Consider the following 14685-nt stretch of genomic DNA (forward strand, 5'->3'; position numbering starts at 1 on the left):
CCCTCACCTTGCGGTTGTCATCGGCTCGCTCTAAGACTTATCTCCAAGTCCTCATCGGACATCTCCAAGCTCGTGATCCCCCCTGCCGATTCCATGTTTCGCATCTGTTTGACCGCGATCTCCCTGTTTGGCCTCATCAGTATCGCCGCGGCGCAGCCTGCACCGCCATCGGCGACGCCAACGACGCGCCCAGCCAAGGGCGCAACTCCGAAAGGCGCACCGAATCCCAAGCAGGCGGGCGCTGTAGACGCTGGCCCATGCGAGATCGGCCTCTTGGCCGCGGCGGCGAATCGTTTCGGCGTTCAGCAGGTCGGCTTCACCATGTTCGGCAACGAGTACACACCCGTCCCGGTCGACAATTGGGGCCTGGACGATCTCATCCTGTCGCGGCTTCGTGCCGCCGCAGCCGGAAAGTCGGTCAGGCGAATTGCGTATTCGCCCACAGCTTTTGCGCATGCCGTGGAATCGGGATCACCGATGCTGCGTCGAAACCCGGAACGACAGGAGTTCGTTCAGCAGAGCGCTGCCACCACCAGGTGTCAACGCTATGTGCTCGTCGAGCGATACCAGAACCGCTTCAGCAATACCAACCAGTCCGTCGAAGGCTTTGGCATCGTCAAATGGGGCAATCCCATCAAGCGTCGGACGTTCCTGTTCGCATTGACCTACATCACCGTGTACGACGGGCAGTCATTCGAGGCGATCAGCAAGGGGGCCGCAAGCCTGGACGACGAGCCGATGATGTCCCGCCTGATCGGGATCAATCCCATCAGTGGTCCCAACAAGGAGTTGGATGAGGCGGCCTTTCCATCGGCTCCCGCCGAGGTGGCGGCTAATGCAAAGCTGCGCGACGGTGTCCGTGCCTTATTGACGACAAGCCTCGACCGGACATTACCGCGACTGCTCCAGCAATAAGGCCCCTTACCATGATCAAGGTCTATTGGTCGCCCCGCTCGCGCTCGTTCACGACGCTTTGGCTGATGGAAGAGAGCGGCCTGCCCTATGAGCGCGTGCTGACCGATATTTCGAGCGGCGCGCAGAAGGCGCCGGACTTCCTCAAGATCAATCCGATGGGCAAGGTGCCGGCACTGACCGACGGCGATGCCGCGCTCGGCGAAGCCGCCGCGATCTGCGCTTACATTGCCGATCGCTATCCCGAGACCAAGCTCGCGCCCGCTGTGACCGACCCGCGTCGCGCACGCTATCTGCAATGGCTGTTCTTCTCGCCGGGCTGCATCGAGCCCGCCATCATCCAGATCTTCACCAAGATCGAGATCCCGACCTCGACCGCGGCCTGGGGCAGCGCCACGCAGGTGTTCGACGTGCTGGAAGCTGCGCTCGCCAAGGGGCCGTGGATTCTCGGCGAGGAATTTTCGGCCGCCGACATCACGGTCGGCGCCGGCCTGAATTTCGCGGTGCGCCTGTTCAAGATGGTGCCGTCACGCCCGGCCTTCGATGCCTATCTCGCCCGCTGCATGGCGCGGCCAGCGTTCCAGCGCGCTGAGAAGATCGCGGCGGGCTAGTCCGGCGGCTTCAAGTCGTCCGGCCTCGGCATCAGGATCACGTTGTAGCCGGAATCCACATAATGGATCTCGCCGGTCACGCCGCCGGAGAGATCCGACAACAGATACAGCGCCGAGCCACCGAGGTCGTCGAGCGTGACGCCGCGGCGGAGCGGCGAATGCTTCTGCATGAAAGCGAACATCGCGCGCGCCTCGCCAATGCCGGAGCCGGCGAGCGTACGGATGGGACCTGCCGAGATCGCATTGACGCGGATACCGCGCGGCCCGAAATCGGCGGCGAGATAGCGCACGGAGGCTTCCAGCGCCGCCTTGGCCACGCCCATCACGTTGTAATTCGGCATCGCGCGCTCCGATGCGCCGAACGTCAGGGTGATCATGCTGCCGCCTTCCGTCATCAGCTCGGCGGCGCGTTTTGCGACTTCCGTGAACGAGAAGCAGGAGATCACCATGGTGCGCGAAAAATTCTCGCGGCTGGTGTCGGCGTAGCGGCCCTTGAGCTCGTTCTTGTCGGCGAAGCCGATCGCGTGGATCACGAAGTCGAGCCGGCCCCATTTCTCGCGGAGCACCGCGAAAGTGGCGTCGACGCTGGCGATATCCTCGACGTCGCAAGGCAGCACCAGATCCACGCCAAGCTGCTCGGCGAGCGGCTTGACGCGCTTGCCGAGAGCCTCGCCCTGGAAGGTGAAGGCGAGCTCGGCGCCGTGGGCATGCAGCGTCCTTGCCATGCCCCAGGCGATCGAATGATCATTGGCGATGCCCATGATCAGACCGCGCTTGCCTTTCATCAATTCCTGCATCATGGCTCCACAACTTCGATGTCATCGCCCGCGCAGGCGGGCGATCCAGTATTCCAGAGGCGGTCGTGTTAGATCGAGAGGCCGCGGTGTACTGGATGCCCCGCCTTCGCGAGGCACGACCAAATTAAACAACTACGCATCCAGCCGGCTGAACACCAGCGTGGCGTTGGTGCCGCCGAAGCCGAACGAGTTCGACAGCACGGTGCCGATCTTGGCGTTGTCGATGCGCTTGCGCACGATCGGCATGTCGGCGAACACGGGATCGAGCTCCTGGATGTGCGCGCTCTCGCAGACGAAGCCGTTGTTCATCATCAGCAGCGAATAGATCGCCTCCTGCACGCCGGTGGCGCCCAACGAGTGGCCGGTCAGCGCCTTGGTCGCGGAGATCGGCGGGCACTTCTCGCCGACGCCAAAGACTTTGCGGATCGCCTCGATCTCCGGCGGATCGCCGGCCGGTGTCGAGGTCGCGTGCGGATTGATGTAGTCGACCTTGGTCTTCACCGTCGACATCGCCATGCGCATGCAGCGCTCGGCGCCTTCACCTGATGGCGCGACCATGTCGTAGCCGTCGGAGGTCGCACCGTAGCCGACGACCTCGCCATAGATGCGCGCGCCGCGCGCCTTGGCATGCTCGAGCTCTTCCAGCACCAGCACGCCGGCGCCGCCGGCGATGACGAAACCATCGCGATTGAGGTCGTAGGGACGTGAGGCCGTGGCCGGCGTGTCGTTGTACTTCGAGGACATCGCGCCCATGGCGTCGAACAGGACCGACAGCGACCAGTCCAGCTCCTCGCAGCCGCCGGCGAAGATGACGTCCTGCTTGCCGATCTGGATCGTCTCATAGGCATTGCCGACGCAATGGTTCGACGTCGCGCAGGCCGAGGAGATCGAATAGTTCACGCCCTTGATCTTGAACCAGGTCGCAAGCGTCGCGGAGGCCGTGGAGGACATCGCCTTCGGCACCGCAAACGGGCCGACGCGCTTCGGCCCCTTGGAACGGGTGATGTCGGCGGCTTCGACGATGGTGCGCGCCGAGGGACCGCCGGAACCCATGATGATGCCGGTGCGGATGTTCGAGACTTCATCAGGCGACAGGCCGGAATCCTGGATCGCCTGCTCCATCGCGATGTGATTCCACGCCGCACCCTGGCCGAGGAAACGCATCGCGCGGCGGTCGACCACCGTCGAGGGATCGAGCGTCGGCTCACCTTGCACCTGCGAACGGAAGCCGAGCTCGGCATATTTCTCAGCCCGCGAAATGCCCGATTTCGCCTCGTGAAGGCTCGCAAGCACTTCCTGGGTGTTGTTTCCGATGGACGAGACGATGCCCATTCCGGTGACCACAACCCGCCTCATGTCAGCCTCGCCTCATCGTTGCCTTCTTGGATAATGCGCTCAGCCCAGGCTCGTGCCCTGCTTGAACAGGCCGACCTTCAGATCCTTGGCGCGATAAATAATCTGGTCATCGACCGAAAGCCACCCGTCGGCAATCCCGAGCACGAGCTTTGAACGCATCACGCGTTTGATATCGACGTTGTACACAACCTTGCGGGCGTCGGTCAGCACCTGGCCGCCGAACTTCAGCTCGCTCAGACCGAGCGCGCGGCCCCTGCCTTCGCCGCCGATCCAGCCGAGGTAAAAGCCAACCATTTGCCACAGCGCATCCAGGCCAAGGCACCCGGGCATCACCGGGTCATTCTTGAAGTGGCAACCGAAGAACCAGAGGTCGGGTTTCACGTCGAGTTCGGCGCGCACGAGACCCTTGCCGAACTCACCGCCATTGTCGTTGATTTCCGTGATGCGGTCGAACATCAGCATCGGCGGCAGCGGCAGCTGGGCATTGCCCGGGCCGAACATCTCGCCGCGGGCACAGGCCAGCAGATCTTCGTATTCGTAACCGTTGCGCCTGTTCAGCATTCACGAGCCTCTGTTCAAATCCCGGTTGAGCGGCGTTTTTCTGGCGAAATGGGCCCGTCTCGATCGGAGAGCAACGCCAATTGCCACCGCCGGCCGCGACTCACCCGAGTCCGGAATGGACTGCGCCCCAAGCTTTCATGCCCGGCCGCGCCAAAATCGGCTAAGCGGAACCGCGCGCTCTCTAACACAGGCTATTTCGGGTGGCAAAGCGCATCCATGAAGGTAAAATGACGCGCTCCCCAGGCGGTTCCAAGCCTGATTAGAACCTCTCTAGTTGCGAGAAACTTGCATCTGCATCTTTCTGTTCTTATATTACAGAGAGATATTGTTCACGCGTGCCCGAAATCTGGAAATGAGCGAGAATACCGCGCCCCATCACGACGATGACGTCCATGCCGCGGCCCTGCTGTCCGGCCGCCAGCCGGCCTTGACCGGCTGTCCCTGGCACGACGTTAACGAAATGCTCCAGTCCGCGGGGCTGCGTCCGACGCGCCAGCGCATGGCGCTCGGCTGGCTCCTGTTCGGCAAAGGCGCACGCCACCTCACGGCTGAAATGCTCTACGAGGAAGCCACGCTGGCCAAGGTCCCGGTGTCGCTGGCGACCGTCTACAACACGCTGAATCAGCTCACCGATGCCGGCCTGCTCCGCCAGGTCAGCGTCGACGGCACCAAGACCTATTTCGACACCAACGTCACCACCCACCATCACTACTATCTCGAGAACAGCCACGAGCTGGTCGACATCGAGGATCCGCATCTGGCGCTGTCGAAGATGCCGGAGGTGCCCGAGGGCTACGAGATCTCCCGCATCGACATGGTCGTGCGCCTGCGCAAGAAGCGCTGAGATCGTCTTAAACTGCTGAGATCGTCGTCATGGCCGGGCTTGTCCCGGCCATTTCTTTTTTCTCTTTTTTCCCGTCATTCCGGGGCGGTGCGGAGCACCGAACTATGGTGCGCGCTGCGCACCTGAGAATCTCGAGATCCCGGATTCGATGCTGCGCATCGCTCCGGGATGACGCCTGTCGGCGTCAATTCACCTGTTCGTCTGCGTAGACGCCCCAGAGGCGCTCCTGCTGGATCCAGCCGTCAAAGCCGTTGCCGATGACGCGGCACCAGCTTGCAGCGCACTTCTTGACCTGCGTGACGACGCCAGCCTGGAGCCTTGCCGCAACCGCGCTATCGGGATCGGGCCGGTCATAGATCGGGGCGAGGTCGTCCTTGTGCTTCATGGTGACCACCGCGGTGCGGCGGCCCGACAGCAGCGAGTGATAGACCCAACCCTCGGCGCCTTCGGAATCACGCACCCGGCGCCAGTTCTCGAATTCGGCGGTGATTTCGACCGGCAGGCCGGCGCGGGTGTAGACCCAGGCGACATCATTGTCCTTGGTCGGGCCGGCGCGGACGTTCACGTGATCCGATTTGAGGCTGACATAGCGCGGTACCGGCAACCCGCTGGCGGTCTGCGGAGTATTATCCTTCGCCGAATGCGAGGGGCCGACCGAGGCGCTCAACCAGGTGCAAACGAGCGCCATCACCGAACAAAAACGCCCCAACGCCATCAACCCGTCTCCTATCGAAGACCCGGCCAAGCCGGATCCTCACCCCAAATTCCAAAACCCTGCCGCATCTGCCCCTGCTTCCCCGCCCCACGCGGGTTCCAACCCTTGGCCCGTGGTTCTTGTCTTGGCCCGGCCTTCTGCTAGAGAGGACGAGCACTTGAACAACCAGTTTGCCCCGATTTTCCGGCCGGAAATGTCGGGAGAGCTTGGAGGAAACGCCGGGGACGGACACGGCAAGGGCAGTGTCGAACAACCGGGTTAATGAGGCCTCAACGACCGCCCTTTGGCGACAGAGGCGGCTTGCTGTGCCTCATGAGAGCAGGACATGTCGGTGAAGAAAAAGCCCCTCGTCGTGGTGACGCGCAAGCTGCCGGATTCGATCGAAACGCGAATGCGCGAGCTGTTCGATGCGCGGATCAATCTCGATGACACGCCGATGTCGGCCGATCAGATCGCTGAAGCCGCGCGCACCGCCGACGTGCTGGTTCCGACCGTGACCGATCACATCAGCGCCGATGTCGTGAACCAGCCCGACTGCAAGCTCCGCCTGATCGCCAATTTCGGCAACGGCGTCGACAATATCGACGTCGCAGCCGCCCATGCCCGCGGCATCACCGTCACCAATACGCCGAAGGTTCTGACCGAAGATACCGCCGACATGACCATGGCGCTGATCCTCGCCGTGCCCAGGCGAATGATCGAAGGCGCCTCGATCCTGACCGAAGGAAAGCCCTGGGCAGGCTGGTCGCCAACCTGGATGCTCGGCCACCGCATCGGGGGAAAACGTCTCGGCATCATCGGCATGGGCCGCATCGGCCAGGCGGTGGCGCGCCGCGCCCGCGCGTTCGGCCTGCAGATCCACTATCACAACCGCCGTCCCGTCGCGCCCGTCATCGCCGAAGAGCTGGGCGCGACCTATTGGGAAAGCCTGGATCAGATGCTGGCGCGGATGGACATCATCTCGGTGAACTGTCCGCACACGCCGGCGACCTATCACCTGCTTTCGGCGCGACGGCTGAAGCTGATCCGGAAAGACGCCTATATCGTCAACACCGCGCGCGGCGAGGTCACTGACGAGGACACACTGATCAAGCTGATCGAGAGCGGCGAGATCGGCGGCGCCGGCCTCGACGTCTACGAGCACGAGCCCGCGGTCAATCCGAAGCTGGTGCGGCTCGCCAAGGCCGGCAAGGTGACGCTGCTGCCGCATATGGGCTCGGCCACAATCGAGGGCCGAGTCGAGATGGGCGAGAAGGTGATCATCAACATCCGCACCTTCCTCGACGCCCACAAGCCGCCGGATCGCGTGCTGCCGAGCATGCTGTAAGGCGCTGCTCGCCAAGACTCGCAGATTTGGCTCGCAGACTTGAACGGAGCGGCCGCGGCGTACTACGGCCGCTCCGCGCAATCACTGCTTCGCCAAGGCGGCCAGGATTGGGCCGGCTTCGGCGTCTTCCACGCATGGAGTAACAGTGATCTCCATCACGTTGGCCCATTGGGCATACCATTGATACATGGCCTTCGGATCGTTGCTCTCCGAAATTGCAAAGCCCGTCCCATTCATTCCGTGCCAGCGGCCGAGCATCTTCACGCCTTCCGGCGGTGCTCCCCCTGTCTTCAGGAATTTCTCGATTGCAGAGTCGATCAAATTCGGCGGCAATTTCCAGCTCGAGATGTACTTCATAGCAATCTCCAATCTGAAATTTCCATTTGCCTTGCGGCGGTGCGAATTCAATCACGAAGAGAGACAGTGGCAAGTGTCTATTTGGGCCCGTCCTGATCCCTGGTCATCGCCTGTGTCGTACCACGCGCCTACTCGCGATGGATGCTCAGATCCTCGAACACAGGCCCGTCGCCATTGAGCGGATTGGCGGGATCGCGCGCATAGTGTAGCGTCTCGAAGCGCATCGCGCGCGCATCGATCATCAGCAGGCGGCCGACGAGGCCGTCGCCGAAGCCGACGATCTCCCGGATCGCTTCCAGCGCCATCATCGAGCCGAGCACGCCCGCCAGCGCGCCCATGACGCCGGCCTCGGCGCAGGCCGGCACGGTTCCAGGCGGCGGCGCTTCCGGAAACAGGCAGCGGTAGGTCGGATTGAACTCGCCCTGCTCGTTCGTCTCATGCGCACGGATGGTGGTAAGCGAGCCGTCGAAGGTCCCGAGCGCCGCCGTGATCAGCGGCCGCTTGGCGAAGAAGCAGGCGTCGGAGACGAGGTAACGCGTCGAGAAATTGTCGGAGCCGTCGAGCACGAGGTCGTAGTCGCCGATCAGGCTGAGCGCATTGTCGGCTTTGAGCCAGGTGGCGTGGCCGACGAAGCGGACATGCGGATTGAGCGCGGCGATCCGCTCGGCGGCGCTCTCGACCTTGTGGCGGCCGATATCGGGCGTCGTATGGATCACCTGGCGCTGCAGGTTGGACAGCGACACCACGTCGTCATCGACCACGCCGAGCGTGCCGACGCCGGCAGCGGCCAGATACATCAGAGCGGGCGCACCGAGCCCGCCGGCGCCGATCACCAGCACGGAAGCCCGCTTCAGCGCGGCCTGGCCGGGACCGCCGACATCGCGCAGCACGATATGGCGGGCATAGCGTTCGAGTTCGTCCGGGCTCAGCATCGTCGTACGCCTCTCCTACTACGCACTCGCTCTCGATCCTCATGGTGAGGAGCGCAGAACGCGCTCTCCGGACGATGCTCCGCATCGCCGGGCGAACCATGAACGCCCCGATCTCGCCTTTGGTCATCCTTCGAGACGCGGCCTTCGGGCCGCTCCTCAGGATGAGGACCTCGGTTCGTGGGCCTCTAAACCACCTGAACCACCCCAACATTGTTCGCGACCAACGAGATGTGCTTCAATGGCATGCTTTTCAATGGCATGCATTTCTCAATGTTTTGGCGTTCAATGGGCTGGCTGGATTTGTCATGAGATCGATGCTCGCGGCAACACTGATGTTTGCGGCCGCCACAGGTGCGCACGCCCAGATGACGACATCGCAAGTCGCCGGCGCCAAGCCGAAAACGGTCCAGACCGTGCCGATCCAGCCTCCCGCAATGCAGACGCCGTCGGCCACGGCGGATGCCATGGCAAGAGCTGAGCGGCTGGCGCTCCAGTCCGACCTCGCCTGGGTCGGCCAATATAACGGGGCCATCACCGGCGATGTCAGTGAGCGCATGGTCAGCGCCATCAAGGAGTACCAGAAGGTCAAGGGCGGCAAGCCGACCGGCGTGCTCAATCCGCAGGAGCGCGCCGCGCTCGCCGAGATGGCACGAAAGAAACAAGAGAGCGTCGGCTGGAAGATCGTGACGGAGCCGACCAGCGGCGCGCGGCTCGGTATTCCCTCGAAACTGGTGCCCCAGCAGGCAACCGACGCCAACGGCTCGAAATGGACCTCGCCGACCGGCACGGTTCAGGTGCTGCTTAGCCGCCGCAAGGAGGTGAACCCGACGTCGGCAAAGCTCGCCGACCTGGAGAAGGAGCCGTCCGGGCGCAAGGTCGACTACACCGCGGTGAAGCCTGACTTCTTCGTACTGTCGGGATTGCAGGGCCTGAAGAAGTTTTACGTTCGCGGCACCTTCAAAGGCGACGAGGTGCGCACCATGACGATCCTCTACGACCAGGCGACCGAGAACACGGTCGATCCGGTCGTGATCGCGATGTCGAGCGCCTTCAATGCATTCCCGTCGGGATCGCTGGCCGGGCCGCCGCCGCGCAAGACCGTCGAATACGGCACCGGCATCGTCGTCAGCGACGATGGCGCGATCGTCGCAGACCGCCTCGTCACCGATGGCTGCCTCGCGATCACGATCGCTGGCTACGGCAGCGCCGACCGCCTCGCCGAGGACAAGGAGCACGGTCTCGCGCTGCTGCACATCTACGGCGCGCGCGGCCTGAGGCCGCTCAGCGTCGCGAGCGGCGCCGCGAAGACGAATGTCGACGTGATCGGCATCGCAGACCCACAGAGTCAGGGCGGCAGCGCCAGCGTATCGAGCGTGAAGGCGGCGCTGGCGCCGGTGACCGCGAGCGACTCCGCACTGTCGCCGCCACCGTCGGTGGGATTTTCCGGCAGCCCGGCCATCGACGCCGACGGCAAGTTCGCCGGCATTGCGCTGCTGAAGCCGGCAATGGTTGCAGGACCTGCGACGTCGGTGCCGGCGTCACAGGCGGTGATGGTCTCCGCGGAGACGGTGCGCGGATTCCTGAAGGCGAATGGCGTCACTGCGAATGGCACATCAATGGATGCGAAAGCCGCCGTCGTGCGCGTGATCTGCGTACGGAAGTAGGCTCGCCAAGAACAGCGCGCTCTCATGTCCTGGACGCGGTGCGGCGTAAAACGCCGCGCCGCTGAGCCGGAACCCATGTCACCAACGGTCGCGCTTGTGGCTTTCTGGGCCCCGGCTCTGCAGCCCATCGCTATGCGCTTTGTCCGGCGCACGGTTGCACGTGCGTCTTACGTACGACTACGGGTCCGGTAATGGTACGGATTCGCTGGCATTCGCTATTCCGCCATCATCATTGCCGTTGATTCGGACCTCCGCGATCCCTTTTGGATCGGGCCGGCACGTCCTGAGCCAGAAGAGCTCAGCATCGAGATCGATGCACGTTCGCGTGGCGTATCCCTGACCCAAGCACTCCAAAGGATTGATCTTCAATGCACACGATCGTACTGGCCACCCAAAAAGGCGGCAGCGGCAAGAGCACGCTCGCCATCGGCCTCGCGCTGGCGGCCAAGCAGGCCGGCTTCACCGTCCGCCTGATCGAGACCGACCCGCAGGGCACCCTGTCCAACTGGCAGCGCCGCCGCACCACCGATGATCTCGTCGTCGAGCCGATCTACCACACCGCCGACATCGCCCCGCGCCTGAAGATGCTGGCCGATAGCGGCCTCCAGCTCGCGATCGTCGACACCGCAGCCGGTCTCAGCGCCGCGACCACCGCCGCGATCCGCCATTCCGACCTCTGCCTGATCCCGGCCCGTCCGAGCGTCGCCGACATCGAAGCGAGCGTCTCGACGCTGAGCGTCGCGCGCGCCTGGAAGCGGCCGTACAGCTTCGTGCTGAACCAGACCCCGATCCGCGGCCAGCGCATCGACAACGCCGCCAACACCCTCGCCGAAGAAGCCGCGCTCGACCTCGCCGAGGTGCTCGCGCGTCCGCTGATCGTGATGCGCAACGATCACCAGGATTCGCTCGCGAATGGTCTCGCGGTGAGTGAATTCGCGCCGCACGGCAAGTCGGCTGACGAGATCCGCGGCCTCTGGCGCTGGATCGAGACCCGGCTCGAGCTCGAAGCCCCGAACAATGCCCTGATCGACGTGACGTCGGCCGCGCATGGCATGCTGAACGTCGCCGCCGAGCTTGCGACAGACGAGACCACGACACTGGCGTCCTGAGCGGGCGATCGCTCGGACGCCAGGCGGGCTCTTCGCTATCCGGTGAAAGAGCCCAGCCACGAAGCAGTCCGGCCACCAGCCCGGCCGGATTGCTTCGCTGCGCTCGCAATGAGGGGCGTGGCGAGCTCGTCGCCCTAACCAAGTGTCACGGCCTCTCGGCAACAAGCCTGATGGTCACTTCTGACATTTCGGACACCAGAAGGTCGACCGACCATTCTGCGTGAACCGCTTGATCGTGCCGCCACAACGAGGCGTGGTGCATGTCTCGCCTTCGCGGTCGTAGACCTTGAACGAGTGCTGGAAATAGCCGAGCTCGCCCGAGGTCTGGCGGTGATCGCGCAAGCTGGAGCCGCCGGCCTTGATCGCGTCATTCAGCACGGTGTGGATCGCGCCGACCAATCGCTTGGCATGATCGGTCGGCTCGCCCTTCTTGGTCGATAGCGTCGCGGCGATCCGGCGCGGCGACAGATGCGAACGGTGCAGCGCCTCGCAGACATAGATGTTGCCGAGTCCCGCCACCACGCGCTGATCAAGCAGCGCGGCCTTCAGGCTGGTGGTCTTGCCTTCGCAGGAGCGCGCCAGCATCGCGGCATCGAATTCGTTCCCGAGCGGCTCGGGTCCGAGCCCCCGCAGCAGCGGCTCGTCTTCAAGCGCATTGCGCGCAATCACTTTCATGTAACCGAAGCGGCGCGGATCGTTGAACACGATGTCGGCGCCTGAGGACATCCGAAACAGCACGTGATCGTGCGCGGAATCCTTGGCCTTCGGATAGTGAAACGCGCCAGGCTGCACGTCGTTGTCCGGTTTGACGACACGGAACGAACCCGACATGCCGAGATGCATCAGCAGCACGTCGCCCGAGGCGAGATCGGCCATGAGATATTTTGCACGGCGGCCGAGGCCCGTGACGACCTGCCCCTTGAGCCGGGCCACGAAGTCCGGCTGGAACGGAAAGCGCAAATCTGGCCGGCGGGCCTCCGCATTGAGGATTTTCGCACCCTCCATGACGGGCTGAAGGCCGCGCCGGACGGTCTCGACTTCGGGCAATTCGGGCATGGTCAGGCATTCACCTTATGAGGGCGGTGTGATAGCGCCATTGCGGCGGCCGCGCTATGGTCCGCCTCGTGGAGTAGAGTAATGGATCGGCCGGGCGAAACCACGCATTTTGGCTTCAGGGACGTTCCCCTCGGGGACAAGCAGACGCTGGTGAACGACGTATTTCACAGCGTGGCGTCGCGTTATGATTTGATGAACGACCTGATGTCCGGTGGCCTGCACCGGGTCTGGAAGGACATCATGATCACCGCGCTCGACCCGCCGAGGGGCGACCGGCCGTTCGCGCTGCTCGATGTCGCCGGCGGCACCGGCGATATCTCGTTCCGCGCCGCCAAGGCGGCGGGCACCGGCTTCCATGCCACGGTCTGCGACATCAACACCGATATGCTGGCCGTGGGCCGCGAACGCGCCGCCAAGCAGCATCTCGAGACCCAGGTCGATTTCGTCGAAGGCAATGCCGAATCGCTTGGCTTCGCCGACCGCAGCTTCGATGCCTATACGATCGCTTTCGGCATTCGCAACGTGCCGCGGATCGACCTTGCGCTGCGCGAGGCCTATCGCGTGCTGAGGCCCGGCAGCCGCTTCCTGTGCCTGGAATTCTCCACCGTCGAGATGCCAGGGCTCGACAAGCTTTATGACTTGTTCTCGTTCAAGGTGATTCCGCCGCTCGGCCGCATGGTCACGGGCGACGCCGAATCCTACCAATATCTCGTCGAATCGATCCGCAAGTTTCCGAAGCCTGCCGCCTTCGCCGACATGATCCGCGAGGCCGGCTTTTCCCGCGTGAGCTGGCAGACACTCTCCGGCGGCATCGTCGCACTGCATTCGGGCTGGCGTTTGTGATCTCTGCCATCACCCACATTGTGCGCCTGATCCGCGCCGCGTTCGTGTTTGCGCGCGAGGGCGTGTTCGGCTCGGTCGATCCGAGCCTGGTGCCGCCCCCCGGCCAGCTCGCGCTGAAGCTCGCGCGCATCGTGGAGCGCCGCAGCGCCAAGCACGGGCCGCGGATCTCTCGCGCGCTGACGCGGATGGGCCCGGCCTATCTCAAGCTCGGGCAATTCCTGGCAACGCGCCCCGACGTGGTCGGCGTCGTCATGGCGCGCGACCTCGAAAGTCTCCAGGATCGCCTGCCGCCGTTCTCGCAAGCGGAAGCAGAAGCGGCGATCACGACGTCGCTGGAACGACCGCTGAGCGATGTGTTCGCGAGCTTCGGCCCACCGGTCGCGGCCGCCTCGATCGCGCAGGTGCATCGCGGCGAGGTGTTGCGTGACGGCTCCCGCAAGCCGGTCGCGATCAAGGTGCTCAGGCCCAACGTCGCAGCGCGCTTCCGCCGCGACCTCTCGGATTTCTTCTTCGTTGCGCACAGGGCCGAGACCTATTCGGCCGAGGCGCGGCGGCTGCGCCTCGTCGAGGTCATCAACACCATGTCGCGCTCGGTCGCGATGGAGATGGACCTGCGGCTGGAAGCAGCCGCGCTGTCCGAAATGGCAGAGAACACGCAGGGCGATCCTGATTTCCGCGTGCCGACCGTCGACTGGGATCGCACCACGCACAACGTGCTGACGATGGAGTGGATCGACGGCATCGCGCTGAACGACCACAAGCGCCTCGCAGAGGCACAGGTCGATTTGCCGGATCTCGGCCGCAAGGTGATCCAGAGCTTTTTGCGGCACGCGCTGCGCGACGGCTTCTTCCACGCTGACATGCATCCGGGCAATCTGTTCCTGGACGATACCGGTCGTCTCGTCGCGGTCGATTTCGGCATAATGGGCCGGCTCGGCATGAAGGAGCGGCGCTTCCTTGCCGAGATCCTGCTCGGCTTCATCACCCGCGACTACCGCCGCGTCGCCGAGGTGCATTTCGAAGCGGGCTATGTGCCCGCGCACCATTCGGTCGAGAATTTCGCCCAAGCCATTCGCGCTATCGGTGAACCAATTCACAACCGCACCGCCGAGGAGATCTCGATGGCGCGGCTGCTGACCCTGCTGCTCGAGGTCACCGGCCTGTTCGACATGAGGACGCGGCCCGAGCTGATCCTGCTGCAGAAGACCATGGTGGTGGTCGAGGGCGTGGCACGCGGCTTCGATCCCAAGCTCGACATCTGGAAGATCGCCGACCCCGTGGTGCGCGAATGGATCGAGCGCAATCTCGGCCCCCTAGGCCGGGTGCAGGGCGCAGTTGCCGGAACCGGCGACGTCGCGCGCGTGCTGATGCGCCTGCCGGAGATCGCGGAGCGATCGGTGAAGGTGCTCGAACAGCTCGAGGCCATGACGCGGGAGGGCATAAGCCTGTCGCCGGAGAGCATCGCAGCCATGGGGCGCAGCGCGGGCCGCAAGAACCGCTGGCGCACCGTGGCGCTCTGGATCATCGCCGCGACTTTCATCGGGATCCTGATCGCCGTCCGGAATCTGTGATTGCACTGCAATCACGTGAATGATAGCATC

Annotated in this window: 15 protein-coding genes; 8 read left to right on the forward strand and 7 right to left on the reverse strand. The window is 63.9% G+C overall.

Annotation, left to right across the window (positions count from 1 at the left end; translation table 11 throughout):
* The first annotated feature begins 72 nt into the window (after window positions 1–72).
* A complete protein-coding gene (locus P6U29_RS00270; RefSeq protein ID WP_407115805.1) occupies window positions 73–915 on the forward strand; it encodes a hypothetical protein in 843 nt (280 codons plus the stop codon).
* 11 nt (window positions 916–926) lie between these two features.
* Window positions 927–1523 carry a glutathione S-transferase family protein gene (locus P6U29_RS00275; RefSeq protein ID WP_407115806.1) on the forward strand — a complete coding sequence of 199 codons (597 nt, stop codon included), beginning with the start codon at window positions 927–929 and terminating at the stop codon, window positions 1521–1523.
* Here the strand turns inward: P6U29_RS00275 and fabI are convergent.
* The 3 genes from fabI to fabA all read right to left on the reverse strand — a co-directional run bounded on the left by fabI (window position 1520) and on the right by fabA (window position 4237).
* On the reverse strand, window positions 1520–2320 hold the full coding sequence (gene fabI, locus P6U29_RS00280) for an enoyl-ACP reductase FabI (protein WP_407119572.1): 801 nt from the start codon (window positions 2318–2320) through the stop codon (window positions 1520–1522). The two genes, P6U29_RS00275 and fabI, sit on opposite strands and share 4 nt — an antisense overlap.
* A gap of 132 nt (window positions 2321–2452) precedes the next feature.
* Window positions 2453–3676 carry a beta-ketoacyl-ACP synthase I gene (gene fabB / locus P6U29_RS00285; RefSeq protein ID WP_407115807.1) on the reverse strand — a complete coding sequence of 408 codons (1224 nt, stop codon included), beginning with the start codon at window positions 3674–3676 and terminating at the stop codon, window positions 2453–2455.
* Between the two features lie 39 nt (window positions 3677–3715).
* Window positions 3716–4237 (reverse strand): 3-hydroxyacyl-[acyl-carrier-protein] dehydratase FabA, encoded by a 522-nt coding sequence (gene fabA, locus P6U29_RS00290; protein ID WP_122400146.1) that lies wholly within the window; start codon window positions 4235–4237, stop codon window positions 3716–3718.
* Between the two features lie 352 nt (window positions 4238–4589).
* On the opposite strand from fabA, the gene irrA reads away from it, so the two are divergent.
* On the forward strand, window positions 4590–5081 hold the full coding sequence (gene irrA, locus P6U29_RS00295) for an iron response transcriptional regulator IrrA (RefSeq protein WP_027546833.1): 492 nt from the start codon (window positions 4590–4592) through the stop codon (window positions 5079–5081).
* Window positions 5082–5265: 184 nt separating this feature from the next.
* On the opposite strand, the gene P6U29_RS00300 is transcribed toward irrA, so the two are convergent.
* A complete protein-coding gene (locus P6U29_RS00300; RefSeq protein ID WP_122400148.1) occupies window positions 5266–5796 on the reverse strand; it encodes an SH3 domain-containing protein in 531 nt (176 codons plus the stop codon).
* Window positions 5797–6121: 325 nt separating this feature from the next.
* Here P6U29_RS00300 and P6U29_RS00305 point away from each other — a divergent pair, with 325 nt between their 5' ends.
* A complete protein-coding gene (locus P6U29_RS00305; RefSeq protein ID WP_407115808.1) occupies window positions 6122–7123 on the forward strand; it encodes a 2-hydroxyacid dehydrogenase in 1002 nt (333 codons plus the stop codon).
* A gap of 81 nt (window positions 7124–7204) precedes the next feature.
* Here P6U29_RS00305 and P6U29_RS00310 read toward each other — a convergent pair whose 3' ends face one another.
* Both P6U29_RS00310 and P6U29_RS00315 read right to left on the reverse strand, forming a co-directional pair.
* Window positions 7205–7480: a DUF3303 domain-containing protein gene (locus tag P6U29_RS00310; protein WP_027572360.1), complete on the reverse strand. Its 276-nt coding sequence runs from the start codon at window positions 7478–7480 to the stop codon at window positions 7205–7207.
* 128 nt (window positions 7481–7608) lie between these two features.
* On the reverse strand, window positions 7609–8412 hold the full coding sequence (locus P6U29_RS00315; RefSeq protein ID WP_407115809.1) for a HesA/MoeB/ThiF family protein: 804 nt from the start codon (window positions 8410–8412) through the stop codon (window positions 7609–7611).
* Window positions 8413–8717: 305 nt separating this feature from the next.
* Here P6U29_RS00315 and P6U29_RS00320 point away from each other — a divergent pair, with 305 nt between their 5' ends.
* Together P6U29_RS00320 and P6U29_RS00325 are read left to right on the forward strand one after the other, a co-directional pair.
* Complete coding sequence (locus P6U29_RS00320; protein WP_407115810.1) at window positions 8718–10076, forward strand: serine protease; 1359 nt, start codon at window positions 8718–8720, stop codon at window positions 10074–10076.
* A gap of 368 nt (window positions 10077–10444) precedes the next feature.
* The gene (locus P6U29_RS00325) at window positions 10445–11185 is read left to right on the forward strand and encodes an AAA family ATPase (protein WP_407115811.1); all 741 of its coding nucleotides are present in this window, start codon (window positions 10445–10447) and stop codon (window positions 11183–11185) included.
* Window positions 11186–11359: 174 nt separating this feature from the next.
* Here the strand turns inward: P6U29_RS00325 and mutM are convergent, their stop codons facing one another.
* Window positions 11360–12241 carry a bifunctional DNA-formamidopyrimidine glycosylase/DNA-(apurinic or apyrimidinic site) lyase gene (mutM, locus tag P6U29_RS00330; RefSeq protein WP_407115812.1) on the reverse strand — a complete coding sequence of 294 codons (882 nt, stop codon included), beginning with the start codon at window positions 12239–12241 and terminating at the stop codon, window positions 11360–11362.
* Between the two features lie 81 nt (window positions 12242–12322).
* Between mutM and ubiE the strand changes: the two genes are divergently transcribed.
* Both ubiE and ubiB read left to right on the forward strand, forming a co-directional pair.
* Complete coding sequence (gene ubiE / locus P6U29_RS00335) at window positions 12323–13084, forward strand: bifunctional demethylmenaquinone methyltransferase/2-methoxy-6-polyprenyl-1,4-benzoquinol methylase UbiE (protein WP_407115813.1); 762 nt, start codon at window positions 12323–12325, stop codon at window positions 13082–13084.
* A complete protein-coding gene (gene ubiB / locus P6U29_RS00340; protein WP_407115814.1) occupies window positions 13081–14655 on the forward strand; it encodes a 2-polyprenylphenol 6-hydroxylase in 1575 nt (524 codons plus the stop codon). Before ubiE ends, ubiB begins: the two co-directional genes overlap by 4 nt.
* The last annotated feature ends 30 nt before the right edge of the window (window positions 14656–14685 follow it).

The organism is Bradyrhizobium sp. LMG 9283 (assembly GCF_045571415.1).
Lineage (GTDB): Bacteria > Pseudomonadota > Alphaproteobacteria > Rhizobiales > Xanthobacteraceae > Bradyrhizobium.